Annotated in this window: 21 protein-coding genes; 12 read left to right on the top strand and 9 right to left on the bottom strand. The window is 69.9% G+C overall.

Going from position 1 to position 21983, the window contains the following annotated elements:
- Window positions 1-32 precede the first annotated feature (32 nt).
- Window positions 33-425, top strand: a complete 393-nt coding sequence (locus tag ACFHVL_RS14115) for a hypothetical protein (protein ID WP_416628208.1) — start codon at window positions 33-35, stop codon at window positions 423-425.
- Here the strand turns inward: ACFHVL_RS14115 and ACFHVL_RS14110 are convergent.
- The gene (locus ACFHVL_RS14110) at window positions 385-2166 is read right to left on the bottom strand and encodes an FAD-binding oxidoreductase (protein ID WP_416628207.1); all 1782 of its coding nucleotides are present in this window, start codon (window positions 2164-2166) and stop codon (window positions 385-387) included. The genes ACFHVL_RS14115 and ACFHVL_RS14110 overlap by 41 nt on opposite strands.
- Before the next feature lie 255 nt (window positions 2167-2421).
- Between ACFHVL_RS14110 and ACFHVL_RS14105 the strand changes: the two genes are divergently transcribed.
- The gene (locus ACFHVL_RS14105) at window positions 2422-2601 is read left to right on the top strand and encodes a hypothetical protein (protein ID WP_416628206.1); all 180 of its coding nucleotides are present in this window, start codon (window positions 2422-2424) and stop codon (window positions 2599-2601) included.
- 4 nt (window positions 2602-2605) lie between these two features.
- Here ACFHVL_RS14105 and ACFHVL_RS14100 read toward each other — a convergent pair whose 3' ends face one another.
- Window positions 2606-2965: a DUF4180 domain-containing protein gene (locus ACFHVL_RS14100; protein WP_416628205.1), complete on the bottom strand. Its 360-nt coding sequence runs from the start codon at window positions 2963-2965 to the stop codon at window positions 2606-2608.
- A complete protein-coding gene (locus ACFHVL_RS14095; protein ID WP_416628204.1) occupies window positions 2958-3425 on the bottom strand; it encodes a helix-turn-helix domain-containing protein in 468 nt (155 codons plus the stop codon). Before ACFHVL_RS14095 ends, ACFHVL_RS14100 begins: the two co-directional genes overlap by 8 nt.
- Window positions 3426-3736: 311 nt before the next feature.
- Here ACFHVL_RS14095 and ACFHVL_RS14090 point away from each other — a divergent pair, with 311 nt between their 5' ends.
- The 8 genes from ACFHVL_RS14090 (at window position 3737) to ACFHVL_RS14055 (ending at window position 12454) form a co-directional block, all read left to right on the top strand.
- Window positions 3737-4156 (top strand): hypothetical protein, encoded by a 420-nt coding sequence (locus ACFHVL_RS14090; protein ID WP_416628287.1) that lies wholly within the window; start codon window positions 3737-3739, stop codon window positions 4154-4156.
- Window positions 4156-5565: a hypothetical protein gene (locus ACFHVL_RS14085; RefSeq protein ID WP_416628203.1), complete on the top strand. Its 1410-nt coding sequence runs from the start codon at window positions 4156-4158 to the stop codon at window positions 5563-5565. The genes ACFHVL_RS14090 and ACFHVL_RS14085 overlap by 1 nt, the downstream gene beginning before the upstream one ends.
- 8 nt (window positions 5566-5573) lie before the next feature.
- The gene (locus ACFHVL_RS14080; protein ID WP_416628202.1) at window positions 5574-6911 is read left to right on the top strand and encodes a vWA domain-containing protein; all 1338 of its coding nucleotides are present in this window, start codon (window positions 5574-5576) and stop codon (window positions 6909-6911) included.
- 13 nt (window positions 6912-6924) lie between these two features.
- Window positions 6925-8040, top strand: coding sequence for an ATP-binding protein (locus tag ACFHVL_RS14075; protein WP_416628200.1), 1116 nt, complete (start codon window positions 6925-6927; stop codon window positions 8038-8040).
- A gap of 86 nt (window positions 8041-8126) precedes the next feature.
- Window positions 8127-11042, top strand: coding sequence for a DUF5682 family protein (locus ACFHVL_RS14070; protein WP_416628198.1), 2916 nt, complete (start codon window positions 8127-8129; stop codon window positions 11040-11042).
- A 250-nt stretch (window positions 11043-11292) separates the two neighbouring features.
- A complete protein-coding gene (locus tag ACFHVL_RS14065; protein WP_278110626.1) occupies window positions 11293-11496 on the top strand; it encodes a cold-shock protein in 204 nt (67 codons plus the stop codon).
- Between the two features lie 68 nt (window positions 11497-11564).
- Window positions 11565-12242 carry a class I SAM-dependent methyltransferase gene (locus tag ACFHVL_RS14060; protein WP_416628285.1) on the top strand — a complete coding sequence of 226 codons (678 nt, stop codon included), beginning with the start codon at window positions 11565-11567 and terminating at the stop codon, window positions 12240-12242.
- A 14-nt stretch (window positions 12243-12256) separates the two neighbouring features.
- Window positions 12257-12454 (top strand): hypothetical protein, encoded by a 198-nt coding sequence (locus ACFHVL_RS14055; RefSeq protein ID WP_416628197.1) that lies wholly within the window; start codon window positions 12257-12259, stop codon window positions 12452-12454.
- Window positions 12455-12600: 146 nt separating this feature from the next.
- Here the strand turns inward: ACFHVL_RS14055 and ACFHVL_RS14050 are convergent, their stop codons facing one another.
- The 5 genes from ACFHVL_RS14050 to ACFHVL_RS14030 form a co-directional block, all read right to left on the bottom strand.
- Window positions 12601-13896 (bottom strand): serine hydrolase domain-containing protein, encoded by a 1296-nt coding sequence (locus ACFHVL_RS14050; RefSeq protein WP_416628195.1) that lies wholly within the window; start codon window positions 13894-13896, stop codon window positions 12601-12603.
- Between the two features lie 100 nt (window positions 13897-13996).
- Window positions 13997-15655, bottom strand: coding sequence for a peptidase (locus ACFHVL_RS14045; protein ID WP_416628193.1), 1659 nt, complete (start codon window positions 15653-15655; stop codon window positions 13997-13999).
- Window positions 15656-15753: 98 nt separating this feature from the next.
- Window positions 15754-16431 (bottom strand): FMN reductase, encoded by a 678-nt coding sequence (locus tag ACFHVL_RS14040; protein ID WP_416628191.1) that lies wholly within the window; start codon window positions 16429-16431, stop codon window positions 15754-15756.
- A 5-nt stretch (window positions 16432-16436) separates the two neighbouring features.
- On the bottom strand, window positions 16437-17615 hold the full coding sequence (locus ACFHVL_RS14035; RefSeq protein WP_416628190.1) for an LLM class flavin-dependent oxidoreductase: 1179 nt from the start codon (window positions 17613-17615) through the stop codon (window positions 16437-16439).
- Between the two features lie 134 nt (window positions 17616-17749).
- Window positions 17750-19105: a condensation domain-containing protein gene (locus ACFHVL_RS14030; RefSeq protein WP_416628188.1), complete on the bottom strand. Its 1356-nt coding sequence runs from the start codon at window positions 19103-19105 to the stop codon at window positions 17750-17752.
- Window positions 19106-19210: 105 nt separating this feature from the next.
- Here ACFHVL_RS14030 and ACFHVL_RS14025 point away from each other — a divergent pair, with 105 nt between their 5' ends.
- Together ACFHVL_RS14025 and ACFHVL_RS14020 are read left to right on the top strand one after the other, a co-directional pair.
- A complete protein-coding gene (locus ACFHVL_RS14025) occupies window positions 19211-20158 on the top strand; it encodes a type 1 glutamine amidotransferase (RefSeq protein ID WP_416628187.1) in 948 nt (315 codons plus the stop codon).
- Window positions 20155-20745, top strand: a complete 591-nt coding sequence (locus tag ACFHVL_RS14020) for a hypothetical protein (protein WP_416628186.1) — start codon at window positions 20155-20157, stop codon at window positions 20743-20745. The genes ACFHVL_RS14025 and ACFHVL_RS14020 overlap by 4 nt, the downstream gene beginning before the upstream one ends.
- Window positions 20746-20785: 40 nt before the next feature.
- Here the strand turns inward: ACFHVL_RS14020 and ACFHVL_RS14015 are convergent, their stop codons facing one another.
- Window positions 20786-21577 (bottom strand): methyltransferase domain-containing protein, encoded by a 792-nt coding sequence (locus ACFHVL_RS14015; RefSeq protein WP_416628184.1) that lies wholly within the window; start codon window positions 21575-21577, stop codon window positions 20786-20788.
- Between the last annotated feature and the right edge of the window lie 406 nt (window positions 21578-21983).

The following is a 21983-nucleotide window of genomic DNA, read 5'->3' as shown; positions in this document are numbered from 1 at the left end:
CGCGACAAGAGCTGAGTGACCTCATCCGGGCGGTGGCCAGGCAGGACTGGGGATCGGTTGATCGACTTCTCGCCGAGCTCAACCGGCTCGGCTGGGCCGGGGGCAGCCAGACCATCGGAGCGGCGTTCGCGATTGCCGTCAACCGCAGGTTCGGCTCGTCCGACGATCCTCGGGCAGTTGCCTCCTTCGTGGCCGACACGAGGAAGCGCTACGAGGAAGGCGAGCAGTTCTCCGCTCTGGCGATGGAAGGCATGATCCGCGCAGCCCTCGGCGAGCCGGACCTGATCGACGACATCGACGCGGAAACCGCCTTCTCCATGCAGATCGCCGTGCTCGGCACGTTGTTGCAGGACGAACAGTGGACCGAGGCTGGGCTGGAGGAGTTCATCCGCAAGGTCGAGGAGACCGCAGCGCAGTACATGTAGCTGGCACGGCCTCACTCGGACCTTGGCACGGAAGGTCAGTGGGCGGCAGCTTGATCGACATGGCGTGGTGGAACACGTCACGCGGATCCCAGCGCAGCTTGACCTGCTGAAGTTTCCGATAGTTTCCCTTGTAGTACAGGGCGTGCCACGGGACTCCGGATCTGTTCCACTGCGGATCAGTCGCGTCGATGTCCGGGTAATTGATGTAGGAGCCGTCGTTCGCGCTGTTCGGGACCGGCACGCCTCCGGTGTCCTGGTACATCGCGCTGTACCACCGCCGGATCCAGTCCAGGTTCGCCTGCTCGCTGTTCGGGTCGGTCCAGGTGACGGTGTAGATCGCTTTCATGAGGCTGTCCCGCTGGGGCATGGCGGTCGCGTCCGGCGCCACGGTGTTGACCTTGCCGCCGTAGGAGACCAACAGCAGCACGGCGCGCTCGTTGTCATGGTCTGTGCTGGTCAGGTAGGTGTAGGCGGTCCCGATCTGCTCGTCAGTGAACCGTTTCCGCAGGTAGGCCGCTTTCGCTTTGAACATCCCCGACTCTTCGGCCTGGTCCAGCGACCCGGCCTTCACCCCTGCCAGCCACGGCAGCCGATGGGGCGGTTGTACCGTGATCGTGCCCGGGACACCGTCGGTGACCTCCGCGAGGTAGTCACTCAACAGCTGGTCGGCGTCGGGCGCGCTGTTGCGCTCGTGCCATTCGCCATAGTTGCGCAGCAGCCGGTGGAACGACTCCTCGGTGACGTCTCGCCAACTCCATGCGATCGTCGCGCCGAGCGTTTCGGCGGGTGGCTTCGGCAGCAGGCGGGCGGGATCGTTCCCGGGGGCGCCGGGCGTGCGCATCCAATACCGGGTGACCACGCCGAAGTTCCCGCCCCCGCCTCCGGTGTGCGCCCACCACAGGTCCCGGTTCTTGTCGCCCGGCTCGCGGGTCGCGACCACCACCCGTGCCCGTCCCGAACGGTCCACCACGACGACTTCCACCGCGTACAGGTAGTCCACCACCGAGCCGAACTGCCGGGACAGCGCACCGTAGCCGCCGCCTTGGATGTGCCCGCCCGCTGCCACGCCGCCGCACTGGCCGCCGGGGATCGTGACACCCCAGCCGAGATAGAGCCGCTCGAACACCGTCCACAGGCTGGCGCCCGGCTCGATCATGAACGCGTTGCGGTGCCGGTCGAACGTGACCTGCCGCATCGCGGACAGGTCGATGATGACTTCCGCGCCGTCGCCCACGAAGTTCTCATAGCAGTGCCCGCCACTGCGCACGGTCACCCGCTTCCCCGCCTGCATCGCGCCATCCACCGCGTGCAGAACCTGTTCAGTCGTCGTGGGCAGCCGGAACAATTCTGGCCGCGGGAAGAATCGCTCGCTTGTCCGGCGCAACACCAGATCCTCGTAGCGAGCATCACCCGGCAGGATCACCGGCGACTCGCGCGCCCCTTCCTTCGACGTCACCTCCGCAGTCGCTGGACTTCCGATCAGCGCCGCACCTCCCAATGCTGCTGTGCTGGCAATGAATCCACGACGGGTAGAACCAGACATCGTTTCCCTATCTGTGTGTCGATGTGCCAAGGAGAATCTCTGTGGCCACAGAAGAGTGCGTTCCTGCCCGAAAGCAGGAACGCACTCGACGGTATCGACGGACGCCCGGAAACTCCTCGTCCGAACGCAGGCAGGGGGTACGGCAAACGCAGTAGCCGCACCGGGTCGGTAGTACTGCCGCGAGACGACTGCTGGCACTCCAGCGCACTTCGCGGGTAGGAGTCCGCGCTGGCCATGGCTGGTTCGAGCACGGTATCGACGCTCGCGGGCCCTCTGTTCCGCAGCCGGTCGACTATGGTCGGACTACACCGAGCGCAGTCCTGGCTCGAGGGGAGCCCTATGGCCGCTACGAGGCAGTTTAAGGGCAATGTCGCTCCCCTCGTGCCCGAGAGTAGGCCGAGAGGGGCTTCCATTCATCGCAACCGAGCCAAGAAAGCCGCTGGGCGATAGAAAATGCCTCACGAACGGCCCGTCGGCCATCATCGCGTCAAGCTGACCGACATCCCGAAGCGCCGGGAGCAGCGACGACGCGTGCGTCGGGAGATCATCGCGAGGCTGACGGCAGAGAGCATCGAACTTGGCCTCTACGATCTGTTCGTCGATGACTCGGGGGAAGCCGACGACGGCAGGTGACGCGTCAGGTGAGGCGGGCGGCGAGGGTGTCGAGGTCGTCGACGAACCAGATCTGCTTGCCCCGGTTCGACTCGGTGACCAGGTCACGCAGTGCCGTACTGCCCGCCGTGTAGGCCGCGATGTCGCCGACGATGACCAGCCGCACCCGGTAGTTGACGAACTTCTGCATGATGCCGCCGGCCACCCCGGTCCGCAGGGTGAAGAAGCGCTCGTCGAGCCGGAGCACCGGAATCGCCACGATCTCGGCACCGGCGAACGTCGCGCCGATGACGTCCACCGCGTCCTGGTCGGTGGCGATCGACGGTCCGTCCGCGTCGCAGACCAGCACCGGCACGCCCGCCAGTTCGACGATTTCGTCAGCCATCGTTCCCCGTTCCCTCGCTCGTGCTCGTGTGGAACATGCCGCTCTCCGCCCGCGTCACCGCATCCACGGTGGACAGGATTTCGGCGACGGCACCCGGCCCGCCGAAGACGATGACCTTGAGCCGGGCCCGCACCGGGTCGTAGACGGTCTGTAACCGCAGCGGCGGCTCAGCCGACAACCCGCTGCCGCTCTGCGAGCCGGCGACCAGCAGGGTGCTCAGCCGGTCGGCGTCGACGGCACTGAGCCCGTCGACGTCGACGACCGCCGAAACCTCGATGCCGGGACGGGCCGCGCCGGCCGGGCGGCCGGTGAAGGCGTCGAGGTCGGCCGCCGCGATCCGGTACTGCTTGCCGATCCGTACGGCCGACAGCCGTCCGTCACGGATATAGCCACGCACCGTACGCACGTGCAGGTCGAGCCGCTCCGCGACCTGCTCGACCGACAGCAAAACCTTACTCATACATCCCTATCTGCAGGTTCAACCGCGACGATTGGGAAGGATAGCGGAGAATCGGCCCGCCGACCAGCATCCGGGACCGGCTACCGCCCGCTACCCGGCTTTGTCGCACCGGTCCGATACAACTTCTCGCGTACGGATGACCGGTCCCGCAGCGGCCGTCCCCGGTGACGGCTGACGACGGCTGCGCGAAACACCCCCTGGAGGGCAACTCAGTGGATGCGGACGACGCCGCCGCCTCGCAGCGGCGCAGCACGGTGCGGGTGGTGCCCGCCGCACGACCCCGCAAGCTGACGAAGGTGCCCTTCGTCGAAATGGCCGACGGACGCCTGCAGGGCGTGGTGTCCAGCGGGTCGGACATCGAGCGGGTGTACGTCTCCTCGATCGCCGCCGCCACCCACGAGCTGAGCTGCAGGACCAACAACAACCGACCGTGCGGCGGGTTGAGCAACGGGGCGCCCTGCAACCACATCACGCTGCTCGCCGAAGAGGCGATCGTGCAGTACGGCGCCGAGCAGGTGGTGCGCTTCCTCCGATTCGATCCCGACGTGGAGATCACCATCGGTCACCAGATCGTCTGGATGCTTGATCGCAACGTCCAGGTCGCGTCGGTGTCGCCAGCGGCGGCCGTGTTCAGCCGGTTCCTTCGTCACTTGTCCTACCTGGAGCTGCCGGGCAGCGTCGAGGCGCTGCCCGAGCTGCACTGGTTCCCGGCCGGGGCGGTGGCACGCTGATGCGCGGGGCACAACTCACCGACCTGCTCGACCACAGCCCAGCCGGGGTGACCGAGGCGCTCGACGTGGTCGACGGCTTCGACCAGGCGCTGGTCGGCGGCCTCAGCCGGCTCGACGCGGAACGCACGGCGGCCCTGGCCGCGCTGGCCGGCGCGGTCGCGTCCACCCCGCTCGGGTCGGCGCTGGCCGAGACGGTCGACAAGGTGGCCGCCGGCTCGGTCGGCGACGAGCATCTGCTCCGGCTGGCCGGTGCCCGGTCGGCGATCGTCGGCGCGGTGCACGACGCGCTGCGCGAGCAGGCCGACACCGCCCTCGGCCGTACCCGGGCGCAGTGGCCGGCCCCGACCACCGCCGCCGGCCCGGTCGACGGGCGGCTGCTGGCCGCCCGCTCCTGGCTGACCGAGCTGGCGATCACCGGCTGGCGCAACGTCGACCACGACCTGGTGGCCACCAGCCAGCAGGCGCTGCACGCGCTGCTCGCCGAGCCGGCGTTGCGCCGCGCCGCAGTGCTGCTCGACGGGCTGGCCGCCGAGCTGCACCACAGCAGCCCGGTGGCGACCATGGACCGACTGCCGGTACGCCGTTGGGCCGACCTGTGGGCCCGCGCCATGCTGCTGACCAGCCCGGAGAGCCAGCCGGCAGCGCCGGAGCCGGTCTCCGGGCGGCTGCTGATCCTCGGCGCCGACGTACACGAGCATGCGACCGCCGTACAGCTGCAGGTCCATGCGCTGCTGGAGACGCACGGCGAGCCGACCGGTGACGACGCCCCCCGACTGGTCCGGGTCAGCGTCTCCGCCGCGAAGGTCGACACGATCGTCGGCCCGGTGATCTGGCAGCTGCTCGCCGCGCATCCGGTGCTGCTGGCCGCGTTGGCCGGCCGGCTCAGCCTGGACGTCACCGGGATGCCGCTGCACCCGGGCGGCGACCTGGTGTGGCACGACGGGCAGGCCCGGCCCGGTGAGCCGGCCGACCCGTTCGCGGTGGCCCGGGTGCAGCTCGGTGAGGCGCTCGCCCCGGCGGTGCCGCCGCTGGACCGGCATCCGGTGTCGATCGCCGAGCCGGTGCTGCTGGAGGGCTACACGGCCAACAGCGACGACGCCGGGTTGAGCTTCGACCTCGACGGCACCCGGATCGCGGTCGACACCGACCGGCTGCCCGGCTGCGGCCCGCTCACCGCCGACCTGGTCGCCGCCTCGACTGCCTGCCTCGGGCTGCTGCGCTGGGACGACGGCGGATGGTCGGTGCAGCCGATCGGTGTGCAGGCCACCGTGAAGCGTAAGAAGGTGGCCGTGCACACCGGCGACTGGGCGCAGGGGCCGACCGATCCGAAGATCGCCAAGGCGGTGGCCCGCTCCGGCGACCCCATCGCGGTGCTGCGCGAACGGGCGGGACGGTTGCTGCGGAAATGACTTCACCGATGACGAACCATCACGAGAACCGGCGGCAGGTGCTCTACTGGCGGCTGCTGGCCCGGCTGTTCGACGGCCAGGAGCAGGCCGCGTTGGAACGCGGCAGCATGGCGGTGGTCGACGACATCGGCCTGCCGGCCGCGGTGCTCGACCCGTCGGTCTCCGTCGACACCGTCGTGCAGCGTTTCCCGGAGTTGGCCGACGAGCTGCCCGGCCTGCTCGCCCCACCAGCGCAGGACGACCCCGCCGGGTCCGCCGACGACGCGGCGGACCATGCCGACCCCGCCGGCAACGCGGCGGGCCAGGTTGGCGCTGACGAGGTACGCCGGGCCGCGCTGGCCTCGAAGCTGCTGCTCAACATCTTCGCCACCGGCAGCGGGGACGTGTCCGCCGGTCAGCTCGCCAACTGGCAGGCCGACGCCGCCTGGTATCAGCGGGCCTGCGGCACCGCGCCGGGCCGCCGCGACGGAGTGCTCGGTGCCATCGAGGGCGACCTGGTGCGCCGGATGCGGCTGCGTGAGGTGCTGGCCGATCCGGCGCTGGCCCGCCAGCTCACCCCCAGCATGTCGCTGATCGAGCAGTTGCTGCGGGACAAGTCGAACCTGTCCGGGGTGGCGTTGGCCAACGCGAAGGCGCTGATCCGACGTTTCGTCGACGAGGTCGCCGAGGTGTTGAAGACGCAGGTGCAGCAGACCAGCGTCGGCACCATCGACCGGTCGATCCCGCCGAAGCGGGTGTTCCGCAACCTCGACCTGGACCGCACCATCTGGAAGAACCTGCCGAACTGGAGCCCGACCGACGAGCGGCTCTACGTCGACCGGCTGTTCTACAAGCAGACCGCGAAGCGGACCACGCCGGCCCGGCTGATCGTCGTCGTCGACCAGTCCGGGTCGATGGTCGACGCCATGGTCAACTGCACCATCCTGGCGTCCATCTTCGCCGGTCTGCCCAAGGTGGACGTGCATCTGGTCGCGTACGACACGAAGGCGTTGGACCTGACGCCGTGGGTGCACGACCCGTTCGAGGTGCTGCTACGCACCCAGCTCGGCGGCGGCACGGACGGCATGGCCGCGCTGGAACTGGCCCGACCGAAGATCATCGATCCGCGCAACACCGTCATGGTGTGGATCTCCGACTTCTACGAGTGGAAGTCGCAGGAGGTCTTCGACGGCCTGCAGGCGGTGCACCGCAGCGGCGCCAAGCTGATCCCGGTCGGTTCGGTCTCCAGCGGCGGTCAGCAGAGCGTCAACCCGTGGTTCCGCCAACGTCTCAAGGATCAGGGCACCCCGGTGCTGTCCGGGCACGTCCGCAAACTCGTCTCCGAGCTCAAGAACTTCCTCAACTAGGAGAAACAGCACCATGACCGCAGAAATGCTGCGCGCCCCCGCTGAGATCAAGTACGCCGAGGAGCTCGACTGGCTCGAATCGGTCGACGACGGCCCGAAGCCGTTCTCCTGGCGACTCAGCCCCAAGATGGTGCGCCTGTTCATTCTCGGCTCGGAACGCGCCGACGGCCTCGACCGGGAGATCCCGCAGAAGTGGTTCGGTGACCGCAGCTTCGTCGAACGCAGCATCGTCACCCTCGCCTCCGACCGTGGCCTGCTGCTGATCGGCGACCCGGGCACCGGCAAGAGCTGGCTTGCCGAGCTGCTGGCCGCCGCGATCAGCCGCAACTCGACCCTGGTGGTGCAGGGCACCGCCGGCACCACCGAGGATCACATCAAGTACTCGTGGAACGTGTCGATGGTCATCGCCAAGGGCCAGTCCCGGCAGTCGATGATCCCGTCGCCGATCATGACGGCGATGGAGCAGGGCGTCATCGGCCGGTTCGAGGAGCTGACCCGCTCCACCAGCGACGTGCAGGACGCACTGATCTCGATCCTTTCCGAGAAGTACGTCTCCATCCCGGAGCTCGACTCGGACAACATCGTCTTCGCCCAGCCCGGATTCTCGATCATCGCCACCGCGAACAGCCGCGACCGGGGCGTCAACGACCTGTCGTCGGCGCTGAAGCGGCGGTTCAACTTCGTCCGGATCCCGGTGGTGACGAACAAGCGCAGCGAGGCGGAGATCGTCAAGTTCCGGACCATCGAGCTGCTGCGTCGCCACCAGATCGAGTTGGAGGTGCCGCCGACCCTGCTGGACGTGCTGCTGCAGAGCTTCGCGGACCTGCGCACCGCTGCCGCGTCGGCGACCAGCGACGACGAGAAGTTGGAGTCGGCGCTGTCCACCGCCGAGCAGATCGGGGTGCTGGAGGACGCGATCCTGCACAGTCAGTTCTTCGGTGACCGCACGCTGCGCGCCGAGACCCTGGCCAGCTCGATGGTCGGGTCGCTGGCCCGGCGCAGCCCGGAGGACCTGGCGATCCTCAACAAGTTCTGGCACGGCGTGATCGAGCCGCGCAGCAAGGCCGACGGCGGCGAATGGCCGGCTTTCCTCGAAGGCGGCCGGCAGAGCATCGCGACCCTGTCGTGAGTGACGCTGTCCTGAGTGACGCCGTCCTGAGTGACGCTGCCGTGACCGAGCCGGCTGCGACTGACCCTGTCGCGACCGACCGTGCCGTGAGCGAGCCGGCAGCCAGCCGGTTCGGCGCGCTCCGAGGGCAGCTGGCGGACGCCGCGTCGGCGTTCGCCAGCTCCCCGGACGCGTTGACCGGCATCCTCGCCGGCCTGGTCGACGACGTCGACCGGGCGCTCGCCGAGGAGCTGGAGATCTTTCCGGTCTGCCACCACTCGCCGTCGTCGGCGTTGGCGATGGCCCGGCGGCTGGCACACAAGCAACCCAAGGTGATCTACCTGGAGCTCTGCGAGGACCTGCAGCCGCTGCTGACCGAGCTGCGCAACTGTGAGCTGCCGGTGGCGCTGCAGGCCTTCGCCAGTGAACTCGACGGCTTCCCGGCCGGCATCGGGCCGCTGAGCGTGATCGCGCCGATCACCGAGGCGTCCGCCGAGTACCAGGCGATCGCGTACGCGTTGGAGACGCCGGGGGTGGAGCTGCTGCTGGTGGACCGCTCCACCGACCATGTCTTCCAGTGGCAGTCCCGGCCTGGCCAGGAGCCCGAGGGGTCCGGTCCGGCCGGTGACGGAGACGGTGGGTCGGAGCCCGATCCGGCGCCGGCCGACAGCCAGACGGAGCCGGACGAGGACAAGGCGCTGCACGGCGACGCCGTCGGGGTCGAGATCGGCGATCTGCGGCCCGGCTTCGCCGAGTTGGAGGCGTACCTGCTGCACCACGGCAAGGTGCGGCACTGGTCGGAGTGGTGGGACCAGTACGTCGAACAGCCGCTGATCGGTGCCGACCATGACACGTACCGACAGGTCATGGTCATGATCGGCAGCCTGTTCCGGCGGCTGCGGCCGACCGACGCGGCCCGCTCCGACCGCGACGAGGACCGGGAACGCTACATGTGGACCCGGATGCGCGAGCACCTCGCCGCGTCCGGTGCCGACCCGGCCGACTGCCTGTACGTCTGCGGCGCGTTCCACGCCGCCAGCCACGTCGAGCAGTTCGGCGTCCGGTCGACCGCGCCGTTCGAGATCACCGCGCGGACCGGCACCAAGTGGCGGTACGGGCTGATCCCGTCCAGCCATTCGGCGATCGAGGCGCAGTTCGGGCTGGCCGGCGGAGCGGTGTCGATCGCCGCCGCCACCTGGCGCAAGGCGCTGACCGCCAGCAAGATCACCCCGTACCGGCTGGCCGGGCAGCAGACCGGTGGCCGTAAGCGGCCGGCCCGCAAGCCGAAGGCGGCGGCACCGGCCGCCGCCGGTGCGGCGGTCGGCACCGACCGGCTCAGCGGGTTCCTGGCCACCGCGGCCCGGCCCGGTGAGCTCGACGAAACCGAGCTGCTCGGCTGGTGCGTCGACATCGTGCGGCTGGCCCGGCGCAACGGCTACCTGGCCAGCACGGCCGACGCGATCGCCATCTTCGAGACGTCGGTGCTGCTGGCCGGGATGCGCAACCGGCGTCGGCCCACCCCGTACGACTTCACCGACGCCGCCGTGACCTGTGTCGAAAAGGACGTGGTGCCGGGGCGGCGCGACGTCCGCCGGCTCTGCGAGATCATGTTCGGCGGGGACCGGATCGGCCGGGTCGGCTACGCGGCGCTGCCGCCGCTGGCTCAGGACGTCTACGACCGGTTGGCTCCGATCGGGCTGGACCTGAAGAAGCGGACAGTGCAGCGGGCACTGCTGGATCTGCACGGTGATCCGCAGCTGCGGCCCTGCTCGGACCTGCTGTGGATGCTGCGCCGGCTGCTGCCGCCGGAGGCGGTGCGGCCGATCATGGGTGAGCGGCGACTCGGGGAACAGTCCGTGCAGGAGAGCTGGGACGTCGCGATCGGTCGCCACCAGCGGTCGATCATCGAGCTCGGCTACGAGGGCGTCACCATCGAGCAGGTGCTGGAACTGCGGCTACGCAAGGCGGCCTGGAATCCGCAGGCCACGGCGGCCAGCGCGCTCGCCGCCGTGGAGGATTCGCTGCTGTATCTGAACAATCGGCGGTTCACCGACGAGCTGGGCGCCCGGGCGGTGCAGTTGCTGGCCGCCGAACGCACCGTCGACGACGCCCCAGAGGTGCTGCACCGGATCCGGCAGCTGCTGTCGTACTACCGGAGCAGCGGCGACGCCCACCTGCCGGCCTGGTGTCAGGCCTTCGTCACCACCGGGTACGCCCACTACTGCACCCTGCTGCCGACCGCGTTCGTCGACGACGAGACCGGGCTGCGGCAGGTCGCCGCGATGTTGGGCTTCCTGATGAGCATGGAGAGCCTGGCGATGGCGCTGGGCTGCGACCGGGCGCAGCTGGAGTTGGCGGTACGCCAGTCGCATCCGCAGTCGCCGGCGAAGGTGGCGTTACTCTGGGCGGCGCAGTCCCAGCTCGGTCAGTTGCCGCTGGCGCAGTTGCGCCAGCGGTGCGCGGATCTGCTGGCCAGCCCGCTGATCGTCGGAGCGTTTCCGCACTACCTGAGCGGGTTCGTGCAGGCGTTGGAGCCGGTGCCGACGCTGGCACCGTTCGTCGTCGAGGTGTTGTCTGCGGCGTTCGGCCAGCTGCCCGACACCGTACTGCTGCCCTGGTTGCCGGCGCTGATCGCGACGCTGCGGGAGCAGGCCGGTGAGCTGGTGCCGGTGCTGGTCCGGGAGGCCGGCCGGACCTTCCCGGCGACGCTGCCGGCATTGGATTCGTGGACGCCGCCGTGGTCGGCCGCGGCGGGCGCACCCACACCGGCGGCGGGTACGTCGTCCGGCCCGGAGATCGCCCGGTACGCGATGACCGGGCCGGTGCCGCAGTTGCTGGCCGGTTTCCCGCTGGCCACGGTCGCGGTCGCGGATCTGCTCGACTGTGCGGCCGAGCCGCCGACCAACGGATCACCGACCGATGGCGCGCCGGGAAACGGTCACCGCGATCTGGCGGTGGACGCCCTGCTCGACCGGTATCCGGTGCCGGCCGACGCGGCCGCCGCGCTACTCGGGGTGAGCTGAGGCACGAGCGGTGCCTCCGGTGGCTGTGCCGGGCGAACCGCCGGAGGCGCTGCTTGTGCATGGGGCCCGAATGAACCCGGCGTCATGCTAGGTTTGCCGCGTTGCAGTTGATTTCCACGTGCCAGCTGGGTGACACCGGTGGCAGCAACCCGGGCATTGGCAGATTCTGCCGGTCTCTCCGGACGGAGATTGATGAGTGCGGCAGAAGGGGTCCGCACGTCGCGGACCCGCCATCGGCAAGGAGCAAAACATGGCAACTGGCACCGTTAAGTGGTTCAACGCTGACAAGGGCTTCGGCTTCATCACCCAGGACGGCGGAGAGCCCGACGTCTTCGCCCACTTCTCCGCGATCGCGTCCAGCGGCTTCCGCACCCTGGAAGAGAACCAGCGGGTCGAGTTCGACGTCGAGCAGGGGCAGAAGGGCCTGCAGGCCGCCAACATCCGGGTAATCTGACGTTGTCCCCGTCCCTTGGGACGCGGCCGAAGCCGTCGACGTCCCGGGGCGGGCAGTCACCCTCGGACATCCTTCAACGTCAACTTTTCGACGATGCCGCAGACGCGGGCCCGGCCGGACCGGATCAGCTCCGCCTGACCTGGGTGCCGCTCGCCAGGGAGATCCGGCTGTTCCTCGCCGAGGATCCGACCCTGCTGTGGGCACGCCTCGAAGCAGCAGCGGGCCAGCGCCTGCCACCACCGTTCTGGGCCTCGGCCTGGGCTGGTGGCCAGGCGCTGGCCCGCTATCTGCTCGACAACCCGGACGTCGTCGCGGGTCGGCGGGTGCTCGATTTCGCGTCCGGGTCCGGTCTGGTCGCCATCGCGGCGGCCATGGCCGGTGCCGCGACCGTCACCGCCAACGACATCGATCCGTACGCGACAACGGCGATCTCACTCAACGCGGTGGTCAACGCCGTCGAGCTCACCAGCACGGTCGACGACCTGCTCGAGTCGGCCGTGACGGATGTGGACCTGGTGCTTGCCGGGGATGCGCTCTACAACCCCAAGTTGGCGCAGCGGGTGCTGCCGTTCCTCAGCCGGCTCGCCGACCAGGGCGTGCAGGTGCTGGTCGGCGACCCGGGCCGTGGGCACTGCTCACTCGACCGGCTCGAACCGGTCGCCAGCTACCACCGGACGAAACTCGGCACCGCCGAGGATTCGTTGATCGACTGCACCCAGGTACTGACCCTCCTGCCGCAGCGCTGAGCTGAAGTCAGCGTATGAGCGCGGAAGCCGTCGGCCGGCAGATGCCTACGGTGATCACGCTCGACGACCTCACCACGATGATGGCCGAGGACGAGCACCATCGGTACGAGATCAGCCCCGAGGCAGTGCTGTCGGTCGATCCACCGGCCGGGTACATGCAGGCGATCATCGCCACCCGGCTCACCGGATTGTCACCGATGTCCTGCTGGTAGTGGAGATCATCTCGCCGGGATCCGAGGCCACCGACACCGCCGCATGACCCGGCCGAGCACGACCTCCACTGAGGGTACGGGGCCGCCGAGTGGTCCCGGCACGCCGGACGGCGCAACCGGGACCACGGCCAGCGGTCGCCGTACGGCTATCCGACCGCCACCGGCCCGTCGGAGCCGGGCAGCCGGGTCAGGCTGGGCGGCAACTGGGCCGCACCGGCGGAGCGGCTCGCCGACGCGTCGGCCGGGCAGAGCGCGGTCAGCAGGAGCGTCTGCCAGGCGATGTCGACCGGATGCGCGTCCGGGAACCCCACGTCGTAGTGACTGAAATTGATGCCGGTGGAGACCTGACGTGCGCCGTCCCGGCTGTGCAGCGAGATCGTCAGGTGGCCGAGCACCGCGCCGTCGTGCCCCCAGAACTCGCCGCACGGCATCGGCGCTGAGTAGATGCCGAGCCCGTAGCCGCCGAACTGAGGTGCGGACGGGTCGAACGGCACCGTGGTGAGCATCTCGTCCAGGGTGTCCGCGTCGAGCAGCTCGCCGCCGAGCAGCGCCCGGTAGAACGTGTTCAGGTCGGCGGTGGTGGCGATCATCTCGCCGGCGGTCCACGCCCAGCTCATGTTGAACTCGCCGAGGTCACGCACACCGTACGGCGCGAAGTAGGCACCACCGTGCGGGCCGCGGACCGTCGGGTCGACGCCGGGGAAGTAGGTACCGGTCAGCCGCAGCGGCCGCAGGATCCGCCGCTGCACCTCGGCGACGGGGTCGTTGCCGGTGACCGCCTCGATCAGCAGGCCGGCGAGGATGTAGTTGGTGTTGGAGTAGCTGAACGCGGCGCCGGGCGCGTTGGTCGGCGGCATCGCCAGGCCCGTCGCGGCCAGGTCCGCCGGCGGGTACGTGGTGACCTGCATCTGGCTGATGGCGGCATGCGAGGTGATCATGGCGTTGGTGTAGTTGCCGATACCACTGGTGTGGTTCAGCAGCATCCGTACCGTGACCTGCTCGCCCACCTCACCGGGCACCGTCTCGGGCAGCCACTGCCCGATCGGGTCGTCGAGCCCGAGCCGGCCTTCGTCGACGAGCTGGAGCACCGTGGTGGCGACGAACGTCTTGGTGATGCTGCCGATCCGATGCCGCATCGACGGCTGCATCGGGCGAGGTTTGGTGGCGTACGCGTGGCCGGCGGCCGCCTGCCACGCGTGCCGGCCGTCGCGGACGGCGGCCAGGACGCCGGGTACGCCGGCTTCCGGCACGTCGTCGAGTACGGCCTGCAGCTCGGCGCGGTCGATGGCGTCGCCGGGCGAGCCACCCGACGTGGACCCACCGGCGGACGGACCGGTGGACGGGCTGGGTCGTGCGGCGGCGGACGCCGGCACGACGGCGATCGCCGCCACCAACGTCACGCTGGTGGCGGCGACCCGCAGTGTCCTAAAAATACTAGACATATTTACATGTTGAGCGCCCGGCGGCGGTAACGCATCGTGCTCAGGTGCGAGAGCTGACTCCCGCTGGCGGACGACCCAGCCTCCTGCCCGCCGGCGGCGGTCACTCTGGAGCGGAGACGGTCACCGTTGCCCGTCGCCGTACGGCCAGCAGCAGCACGACGCCGAGCGCCACCGTGACGGTGCCGACGCCGACGACCGTGCCGACCGGCGCGCCGGTGATCGGCAGCTCGTCGCCACTGCCGGCCCCGCCGCCGCCCGGTTCACCGTCCGGGTCGTCGCCGGCACCGGTGAAGACGATCGGGACGGTGTTGTTCGACGGGTCGGACTCGGTCGACGGCCCGACACTCTCGGCGACGATCGTTCCGTCCGTACCCGGCGTCGATTTGATCTTGAGTTGGAGGGTGTGGGTGATCCGCCCGCCGCCGGACGCGGTGGCCGGGAACAGACTCTCGAAGTTGCACCGCAGCGCCGCCGACTCTGGCAGTCGCGTCCCCGGCTCGCCCTCGGTGTAGCACCAGTCGGACGGCAGCAGGACGGTGCCCGACGGCGCGGTGACGGTCACGCCCGGTCCGCCGCCGTCGGACGGCCCGTTGTTGACCACGGTGAAGGTCAGGTCGACGGTCTCGCCCGGCTCGCCGGTCACCGGCTCGGCCGTCACCGCGATGTCGAACGTGTTCGGCTTGGTGTGTACGGCGAAGTAGTCGACGTTGTCCTCGGTGTCGATCTCCTCGAGGAGCGACGCCGCCGAACGGGCCGCCGACGCCTGAGCCTTCGCCAGCGCCTCGTTGATCGACTTCCCGCTGGTCGCCGACGCCCGCGCCTGTGCCGGGTCGCCACTGCCGAGCCGCGCCTCGAACGACCCGCTCGTCTCACCCGGACCGGCCAGGTTGTTGCCGAAGTACAGGTCGAACAGCGACTCGCCCTGCTCGTCGACCAGGAACAGGATCTCCCCCGGCACCAGCGGAACGGTCAGCGCACAGGTGACCCGGCTCGGGCCGTACGCGTACCCCTCCACCTGCTGGTCGTTCGGCCAGTAGGAGACGTAGTCACAGTCGGTGTACTGGTCGACGAAGCCGACTCCGGTCGGCAGGTCCAGCCCGATCGTGTAGCTGTCGGCGGTGCTGTCACCCTCGTTGAGCACCGCGGCGGCCAGCGGGGCGGTGTCCCCCGGCCCGACCGGATCAGCCGCCGTGTTGATGTCGTCGACCACGGCGACCAGATCAGGGCCGGAGGCCAGTACGGTCACCGGGAAGGACTCGGTGTTGTTGGCCGGGTTGGCGTCCTGCTCGGCCGAGCTGATGGTGACGGTCATGGTGCCGGCGTCACCCGGCGTGGCACCGGCCCGGCTGACCAGCCGCACCGGGTGGATGTGGTCGGTCGCTCCGGCGGCGAGGGCACCGTACGCGCAACTGACCACCCGATCGGCGACCTCGCAGCCGGGGTGGTGGCCCGCAGCCAGCTGCACCGCGTCGTCGACGCCGGTGGCGTCGACGACGATGGTCACCTCGCTCGCCGGCGCGTCGCCGTAGTTGTAGACGTACATGCCGAGGGTGACGCCGGAGTTGTCCACCTCGGCGACCGGCTCCCGGTCGAACGAGACGAACAGGTCCGGCCCCGGGCTCTGGGCCGCAGCCGGAGCGGCCGCAGCCGGTGTGGCCGCAGCCGGTGTGGCCGCAGCCGGTGTGGCCGCAGCGACGACGAGGGCACCGGCGAGCAGGGTGCCCGCTCCGAGCCGGCACCAGCCGGCTACGTTGCGCATCATGATTCTCCTGTGGACGGGTAGGCACCGGACCTTATCGACAGTCCACGAGGTCTGCCACCCATTTGGCTCACGGGGATCAGGATGCGTCCGAGATTTCACCTGCTCTTCGAGTTCATCCGCAGCTGCTCGAAGTCGGTGGTCAACGCGAACGGGTCGGCCACCCGTACCGGCTCCCGGCGGTGCATCTCGACAGCCAACTCCCGGCCGGCCCGGGCGATCCGCTCACGCAGCACCCCGGCCTGGCCACCGCCGTCTCCGGTGCTGTCGCCGGCCCGGTCGCCCGTCTTGTCGCCGGCCCAGTCCTCGGGGCCGGCGAAGACGGCGGTCGGCAGCACCACCGCACGCAGGTAGGCGAACATCGGCCGCAGCGCGTGCTCCAAGGTGAGCGAGTGCCGGGCGGTGCCGCCGGTGGCACCGACGAGCACCGGCTTGTCGAGCAGCGCGCCCTCCGGCAGCACATCGAAGAAGGCCTTGAACAGCCCGCTGTACGCGGCGTTGAACACCGGGCTGACCGCGATCAGCCCGTCGGAAGCGGCCACCGCGTCCAACACCTGTTTCAGCGCCGGTGCCGGGAAACCGGTCAGCGTGTTGTCGACCACCTCGTGGGCGTGGTCGCGTACCTCGATCACCGTGGTCTCCAGCTGCCCGCCGAGGCCGGCCAGCTCGTCGTGTACCGCCGCGGCGAGCTGGTCGGCGAGCAGCCGGCTGGTCGACGGTTGCCGTACGCCGGCGGTGACGACCGCCAGCCGACGGCGGTCGGTGCTCGTGGTCATCGCCGTCACACCGCAGCCGGCGCATCGGCCGCATCGGCGGCGCTGTCGACGCTGTCGGCCGTACTGCCGTCGGTCGCCGCGCCGTCGGTCGTACTGCTGTCGGTCGCCGCGCTGGCCGCCGCCTCGACCAGGGATGCGTGGGTGGGGGCGTCCGGCACGTGCGTCGGCCGGCCGATGGCGAACTCGCGCCGCAGCACCGGCACGACCTCCTCACCGAGCATGTCGAGCTGCTCGAGCACCGTCTTCAGTGGCAGCCCGGCGTGGTCGAGCAGGAACAGCTGCCGCTGGTAGTCGCCGACGTACTCGCGGAAGGTCAGCGTGCGGTCGATGACCTGCTGCGGGCTGCCCACGGTGAGCGGCGTCTGCGAGCTGAAGTCCTCCAACGACGGACCGTGCCCGTACACCGGGGCGTTGTCGAAGTACGGCCGGAACTCACGCACCGCGTCCTGCGAGTTGCGCCGCATGAACACCTGCCCGCCGAGGCCGACGATCGCCTGGTCGGCGGTGCCGTGACCGTAGTGGGCGAACCGTTCGCGGTAGAGGCCGACCATCCGCTGGGTGTGCTCCTTGGGCCAGAAGATGTGGTTGGCGAAGAAGCCGTCGCCGTAGTAGGCGGCCTGCTCGGCGACCTCCGGGCTGCGGATCGAGCCGTGCCAGACGAACGGCGGTACGCCGTCGAGCGGGCGCGGCGTCGAGGTGAACCCTTGCAGCGGGGTACGGAACTTGCCCTGCCAGTTGACGACGTCCTCGCGCCACAGCCGGCGCAGCAGGTCGTAGTTCTCGATGGTCAGCGGGATGCCGTTGCGGATGTCCTGGCCGAACCACGGGTATACCGGGCCGGTGTTGCCGCGCCCCATCATCAGGTCGACCCGGCCGTCGGCCAGGTGCTGCAGCATCGCGTAGTCCTCGGCGATCTTCACCGGGTCGTTGGTGGTGATCAGGGTGGTGGCGGTGGACAGCAGCAGCCGCTCGGTCTTCGCCGCGACGTAGCCGAGCATCGTAGTCGGCGACGACGGCACGAACGGCGGGTTGTGGTGCTCGCCGCTGGCGAAGACGTCCAGGCCGACCTCTTCGGCCTTGAGCGCGATGGCGACCATGGCCTTGATCCGCTCGTGCTCGGTCGGCTCCCGGCCGGTGGTCGGGTCGACCGTCACGTCACCGACGGTGAAGACGCCGAACTGCATGGTCTGCTCCTCTTCAGCGGCGAGGGCCGCTCGGGTTCCCTCGAACTACCCGACCAAACATAGTTGCTGCGTCAACTATTCCGCGAATGCGGCTGAGCGCCGCTGCGTCGGTCGGCTGCTCCGCCACGCCGCTACTACCCGAACGCGGCGTCGACCAGCCGGGCCTCCAGCGCCCGCAGGAACGCTTCGATCGCGTCCAGCGAGAAGTAGGTGGTGTCGGCGGTGAGAGCCAGACCGAGCCCGGCCGGTTGGTCGACGATCTCGATCCGCATCCGCCAGGTGAACCGCTCGAACCGCTCCGCGAGGGCGAACGTGGTGCGGGCCGCCGCAGCACGGACCACCCGTTCGTCGACCTCCCGCCCGAGCAGGTCGCTGTCGGTCGAAAGTCGGATGTCGTTGAAGTAGCAGTGCGGGCTCACCCCGGTCGCGTACGGCAGGCCGACCGCGCTGAACGCGTCACTCAGCTCCTGCGGGTCGTAGTACGCGTGCCGATAGCCGTCCATCGCCGCCTGCCAGACCCGGGGCAGCAACTGCGCCATCGCCTCGGCACCGGTCAGGTCGACCGGCACCAGAGCCAGTTGGTTGAGTTTGGCGATCGCCGCCGGGTAGCCGTCCAACACCCGGTTGTTGACCATGGTGTGCATCCCGACCACGTCGTTGCCGGACCATTCGCCGACCGTCGCCGCAGCCGCCGCCAGCAGCACAGTGGAACTCGTCGCCGCGTACCGCCCGGCGATCAGCGGTACCGCCGTGTCCGCCGCCGCCGAGACCAGCAGGCCGCGCCGGAACCGGGGGGTGAGCGGGTCGCGCATCGGCAGCCGGGTGTCGCGCGACAGTCGGCGGGTGGCCTCGACCCAGTACGCCGCCGCCCGCGCCGAACGACGCCGGTGCCGCTCCACCTGCTCCAACTCGGCGATGTCGGCCGACTGCAACCCCGCCGGTGTGTCGATACCACCCCTGGCCAGCAGCAACCGCAGATCCCGCAGCACCAACTCAGCCGCCCGGAAGTCGACCGTGGTGTGGCTGAAGACCACCACCACCTGGTACGCCGAACCGTCCCGGGTCACCACCGCGAACCGCTGCGGCCAGTCCTTGTCGTGCGCGAACGGCTCGGCCGCCAACCGGTCGGCGACCAGCCGGGCGGTGCCGGCCGGGTCCCCGGACTCGTCCGGCACCAGCAGCACCGGCACCTCCCCGGCGTCCGCGACCAACTGCGCCGGGGAGTCGTCGGCCAACTCCAACCGGGTACGCAGCGAGGCGTGCCGGGCCATCAGCGCGGAGATCGCGGGCAACACCCGCTCCGGATCGGCCTGCACCCGACGCGGTACGGCGACCCACCGTTTGAGAGTGAACATCACCTGACCGGCACCGTGTCGGCGGATCGCCAGCCACAGTGCCCGCTGGCCCCAGGTGATCGGCGCGGAACGCGCCGACGTCTCGGCGGCGAACCGCACCGTACGCCAGGTCTCTGCCGGCTGATCGACTACCACGTCGACAAGTATCAGTGCCCGGGGCCATCACCCGCGAGGCCCCAGTAAGCGCTTTCCCATGTCCGATCAGCCGATGATCAGCAGCCAGCCGGTAGTCTCCAGCAGGTGCCCCACCACGTGCGCACCCCCCGCCGAATCCGGCAACGCGTCCGGCTGCTCTTCGTCAACACACAGGAACGCGCCGCGTTGACCGCACTCGGCCTGACCTCGTATACACAGTGGATCGCCGAGGCCACCGGGCTGGACACCGACCAGATCGTCACCGTCGACGTCGCGGACGGCCAGCCACTGCCCGGCACCATCGACGCCGACGCGATCATCGGCGGCGGATCCGGGCACTCCGCGTACGAGTCGTTGCCGTGGATCGCCCGGGTCAAGGAGTTCTACCGCGCCGCCGCTCGGGCCGGCGTACCGGAGCTGCACATCTGCTGGTCACACCAGGCCCGCGCCGAATCGGTCGGCGGCCGGGCGGCGATCGGCGGCCACGGCCGACGGTTCGGCGTCGACACGGTACGGCTGACCCCCGCCGGCCGGCTCGACCCGATCTTCGCCGGGCTGCCCGACGAGTTCGACCTGTTCACCTCGCACGTAGACGTCGTCGACCAACTGCCGGCACAGTCTGCCGAAGGAGGGGCGGTCGTTGAATTGGCGTACAGCCGGGTCTATCGCAACGAGGCGTTGGCGATCGGGCCGACCGTACGGACCATCCAGGCCCACCCCGAGATCACCGCGACGATCGTCGCGGCGCTGGCCCGCAGCCGGCGCGGCGCCCTGGTCCGCGAAGGCCGGATCGGCCCGGCCGACGCCGACCTCGACGGCCTGATCGCCGACCTGTACGCCCGTGAGGCGCAGATCGTCGCCACCTCGCGCCGGCTGGTCCGCAACTGGCTGCGACACCACGTCCGGCCAGGTGGTCGGGACGTCACCCCAGCCGAGAGTACGGCGACCCGTGGCGCTGCCGGCGCTGGTCCGAGTGCGACGATCGGCGGCGCTGACGTGCCCGCAGCGGTCGGCGCTGGTCTGCCTGCGACGGTCGGTGGTGGCGTCCTGTGACTATCGTCCTGCCGGCAGCGCGCAGCAGCGCCGAAGCCCGGCTCTACGTCGAGCTGCAGCCGTGCGACTGCGGCGAGGCACGCTTCGCGCCGCAGGTCGAGGTGGTCGCACTCGCCGACGGCGACCTCGCCACCCGCTATCACGGCACCTGCCCCAGCTGCGGAGCCGAGCGTGAGTTCCTGATGCGGCTGCCCGCCGAACCTGGCCCGGCCACCGGATCCTCGTACGGCGGCTTCTCGTACGGCGGACCGGAGCCGTCCCAGCTGATCGACCCGGGCCAGTGGCTCGCCGCCGCCGACCGGTACGCCGACCTGGTCCCCGCCGACTCGGCTGTGCTCGACCCGGCCCAGCTTCGGCGCGCGACGGCCGCCCTGTCCCGGGCTGTCGCCGCACTCGACGAGGTGCGCAAGTTCATCCCGGCCGACGCCGACCAGGTGCCGGTCGACGCCTTCACCAGCGACACCGGCCGCCGGCTGCACCGACGCGAACCGGACCGGTTCCGCCGCGACCGCCTCACCGCCCTCCGCGACACCTACGCGGGTCTACTGCATGGCGACGACACCAGCAATGATCGGGTCGATACGTGAACGAGTCGCTGAACGAGACGGCCGAGGCAGCCGTCGCCGACTAGCTTTCCGTGGTGGGAACGCGGCCGATGACGGTAAAGAACGTGACGGCGGCCAGGAACGGGCCGTTGGCCAGGCTGTCGAGCCAGGTCCGCGCGCTGGCCTCGTCGAGGGCCCCGGACTGCCACGCGTGCTGGGCCACTGCCGGCATCCGCAGCACGGCCTCCGCTTCGCGGTAGTCGCGGAACATGGCGACGGTGGCGTCCAGGGCGACGACCTCGAATCCGGCGTCAGCCAGGAGCCGGCCGAGTTGCCGCCCGATGTCGGCGTTACGCACCAGATCGCTGACGATGTAGCGGGTGTAGGCCCGGCTGGTCGCGGTGTCGACAGCGTCGATGGCGAGGGTGTCCCAGTCTGGTTCGGCCAATGCGACCAGACCGCCGGGGCGGACGACCCGTCGCAACTCGGCCAGTGCCTGCCGAGGGTCGGCAAGGTGCTGCAGCACCCGGTCGATGCGGGCGCGATCCACGCTGGCGTCGCCGAACGGCAGGGCGTGGGCATCGCCAGCGCGGACGGAGACCTGTGGGTGGGCTGCAGACCGGCGCTGGGCCTGTTCCAGCATTTCGGGGTCGTGATCAACGCCGATGACGGCTCCGTCGCTGCCCACTGCCACGGCCATCGCCGGCAGGTCGGTGCCGGGTCCACATCCGACGTCGAGCACGGTGAGGCCTGGGCGCAGGTCCAACGCCGTCAACAGTCGCTGCTTGTACTCGCGTCCAGGATCGCTGGTGGCCGCCTGGTCGAGGTAGGCGATCTGGTCGGCAGCGCGCAGCGTGCTGGCAGGCGGAGGCATAGGGGAAGGAAACCACAGAATCGGCGACCCATGGGTACCGGTGAGGGTGCGGAACGCCGTCGAGTGGAGGGCTCAGATACCTCACCATCGCGGGATGAGGTATCTGAGCCCTCCACTCGACCGACAATCCCGGTCGCCCCTGCCTGACCAGTGGGCTCCCAAACGGCCAGGCCTCGAAGCGATGATGCGCGCGCCCGAGACGCCAGGATCGGATAGACGACACCGAACTGTTCGACCACTACGCTAAGCACTAGCCTGCTCGCCGACGGTGCTGGCCGCTCGCCATGCCTCGAAGGAAGATCGCGGTGAAGCTGACCAAGCTCTACAAGGATCCCGGGTCGGGTGGCAACGGTTGCCCGACGGTCTACCTCGCGGAAAGCGGCGAGCTGGTCATCCAGGGCCACCT

This window comes from Micromonospora sp. LOL_023 (assembly GCF_048060115.1).
Lineage (GTDB): Bacteria > Actinomycetota > Actinomycetes > Mycobacteriales > Micromonosporaceae > Micromonospora_E.
This window is presented reverse-complemented; position numbering and strand designations above follow the sequence as displayed.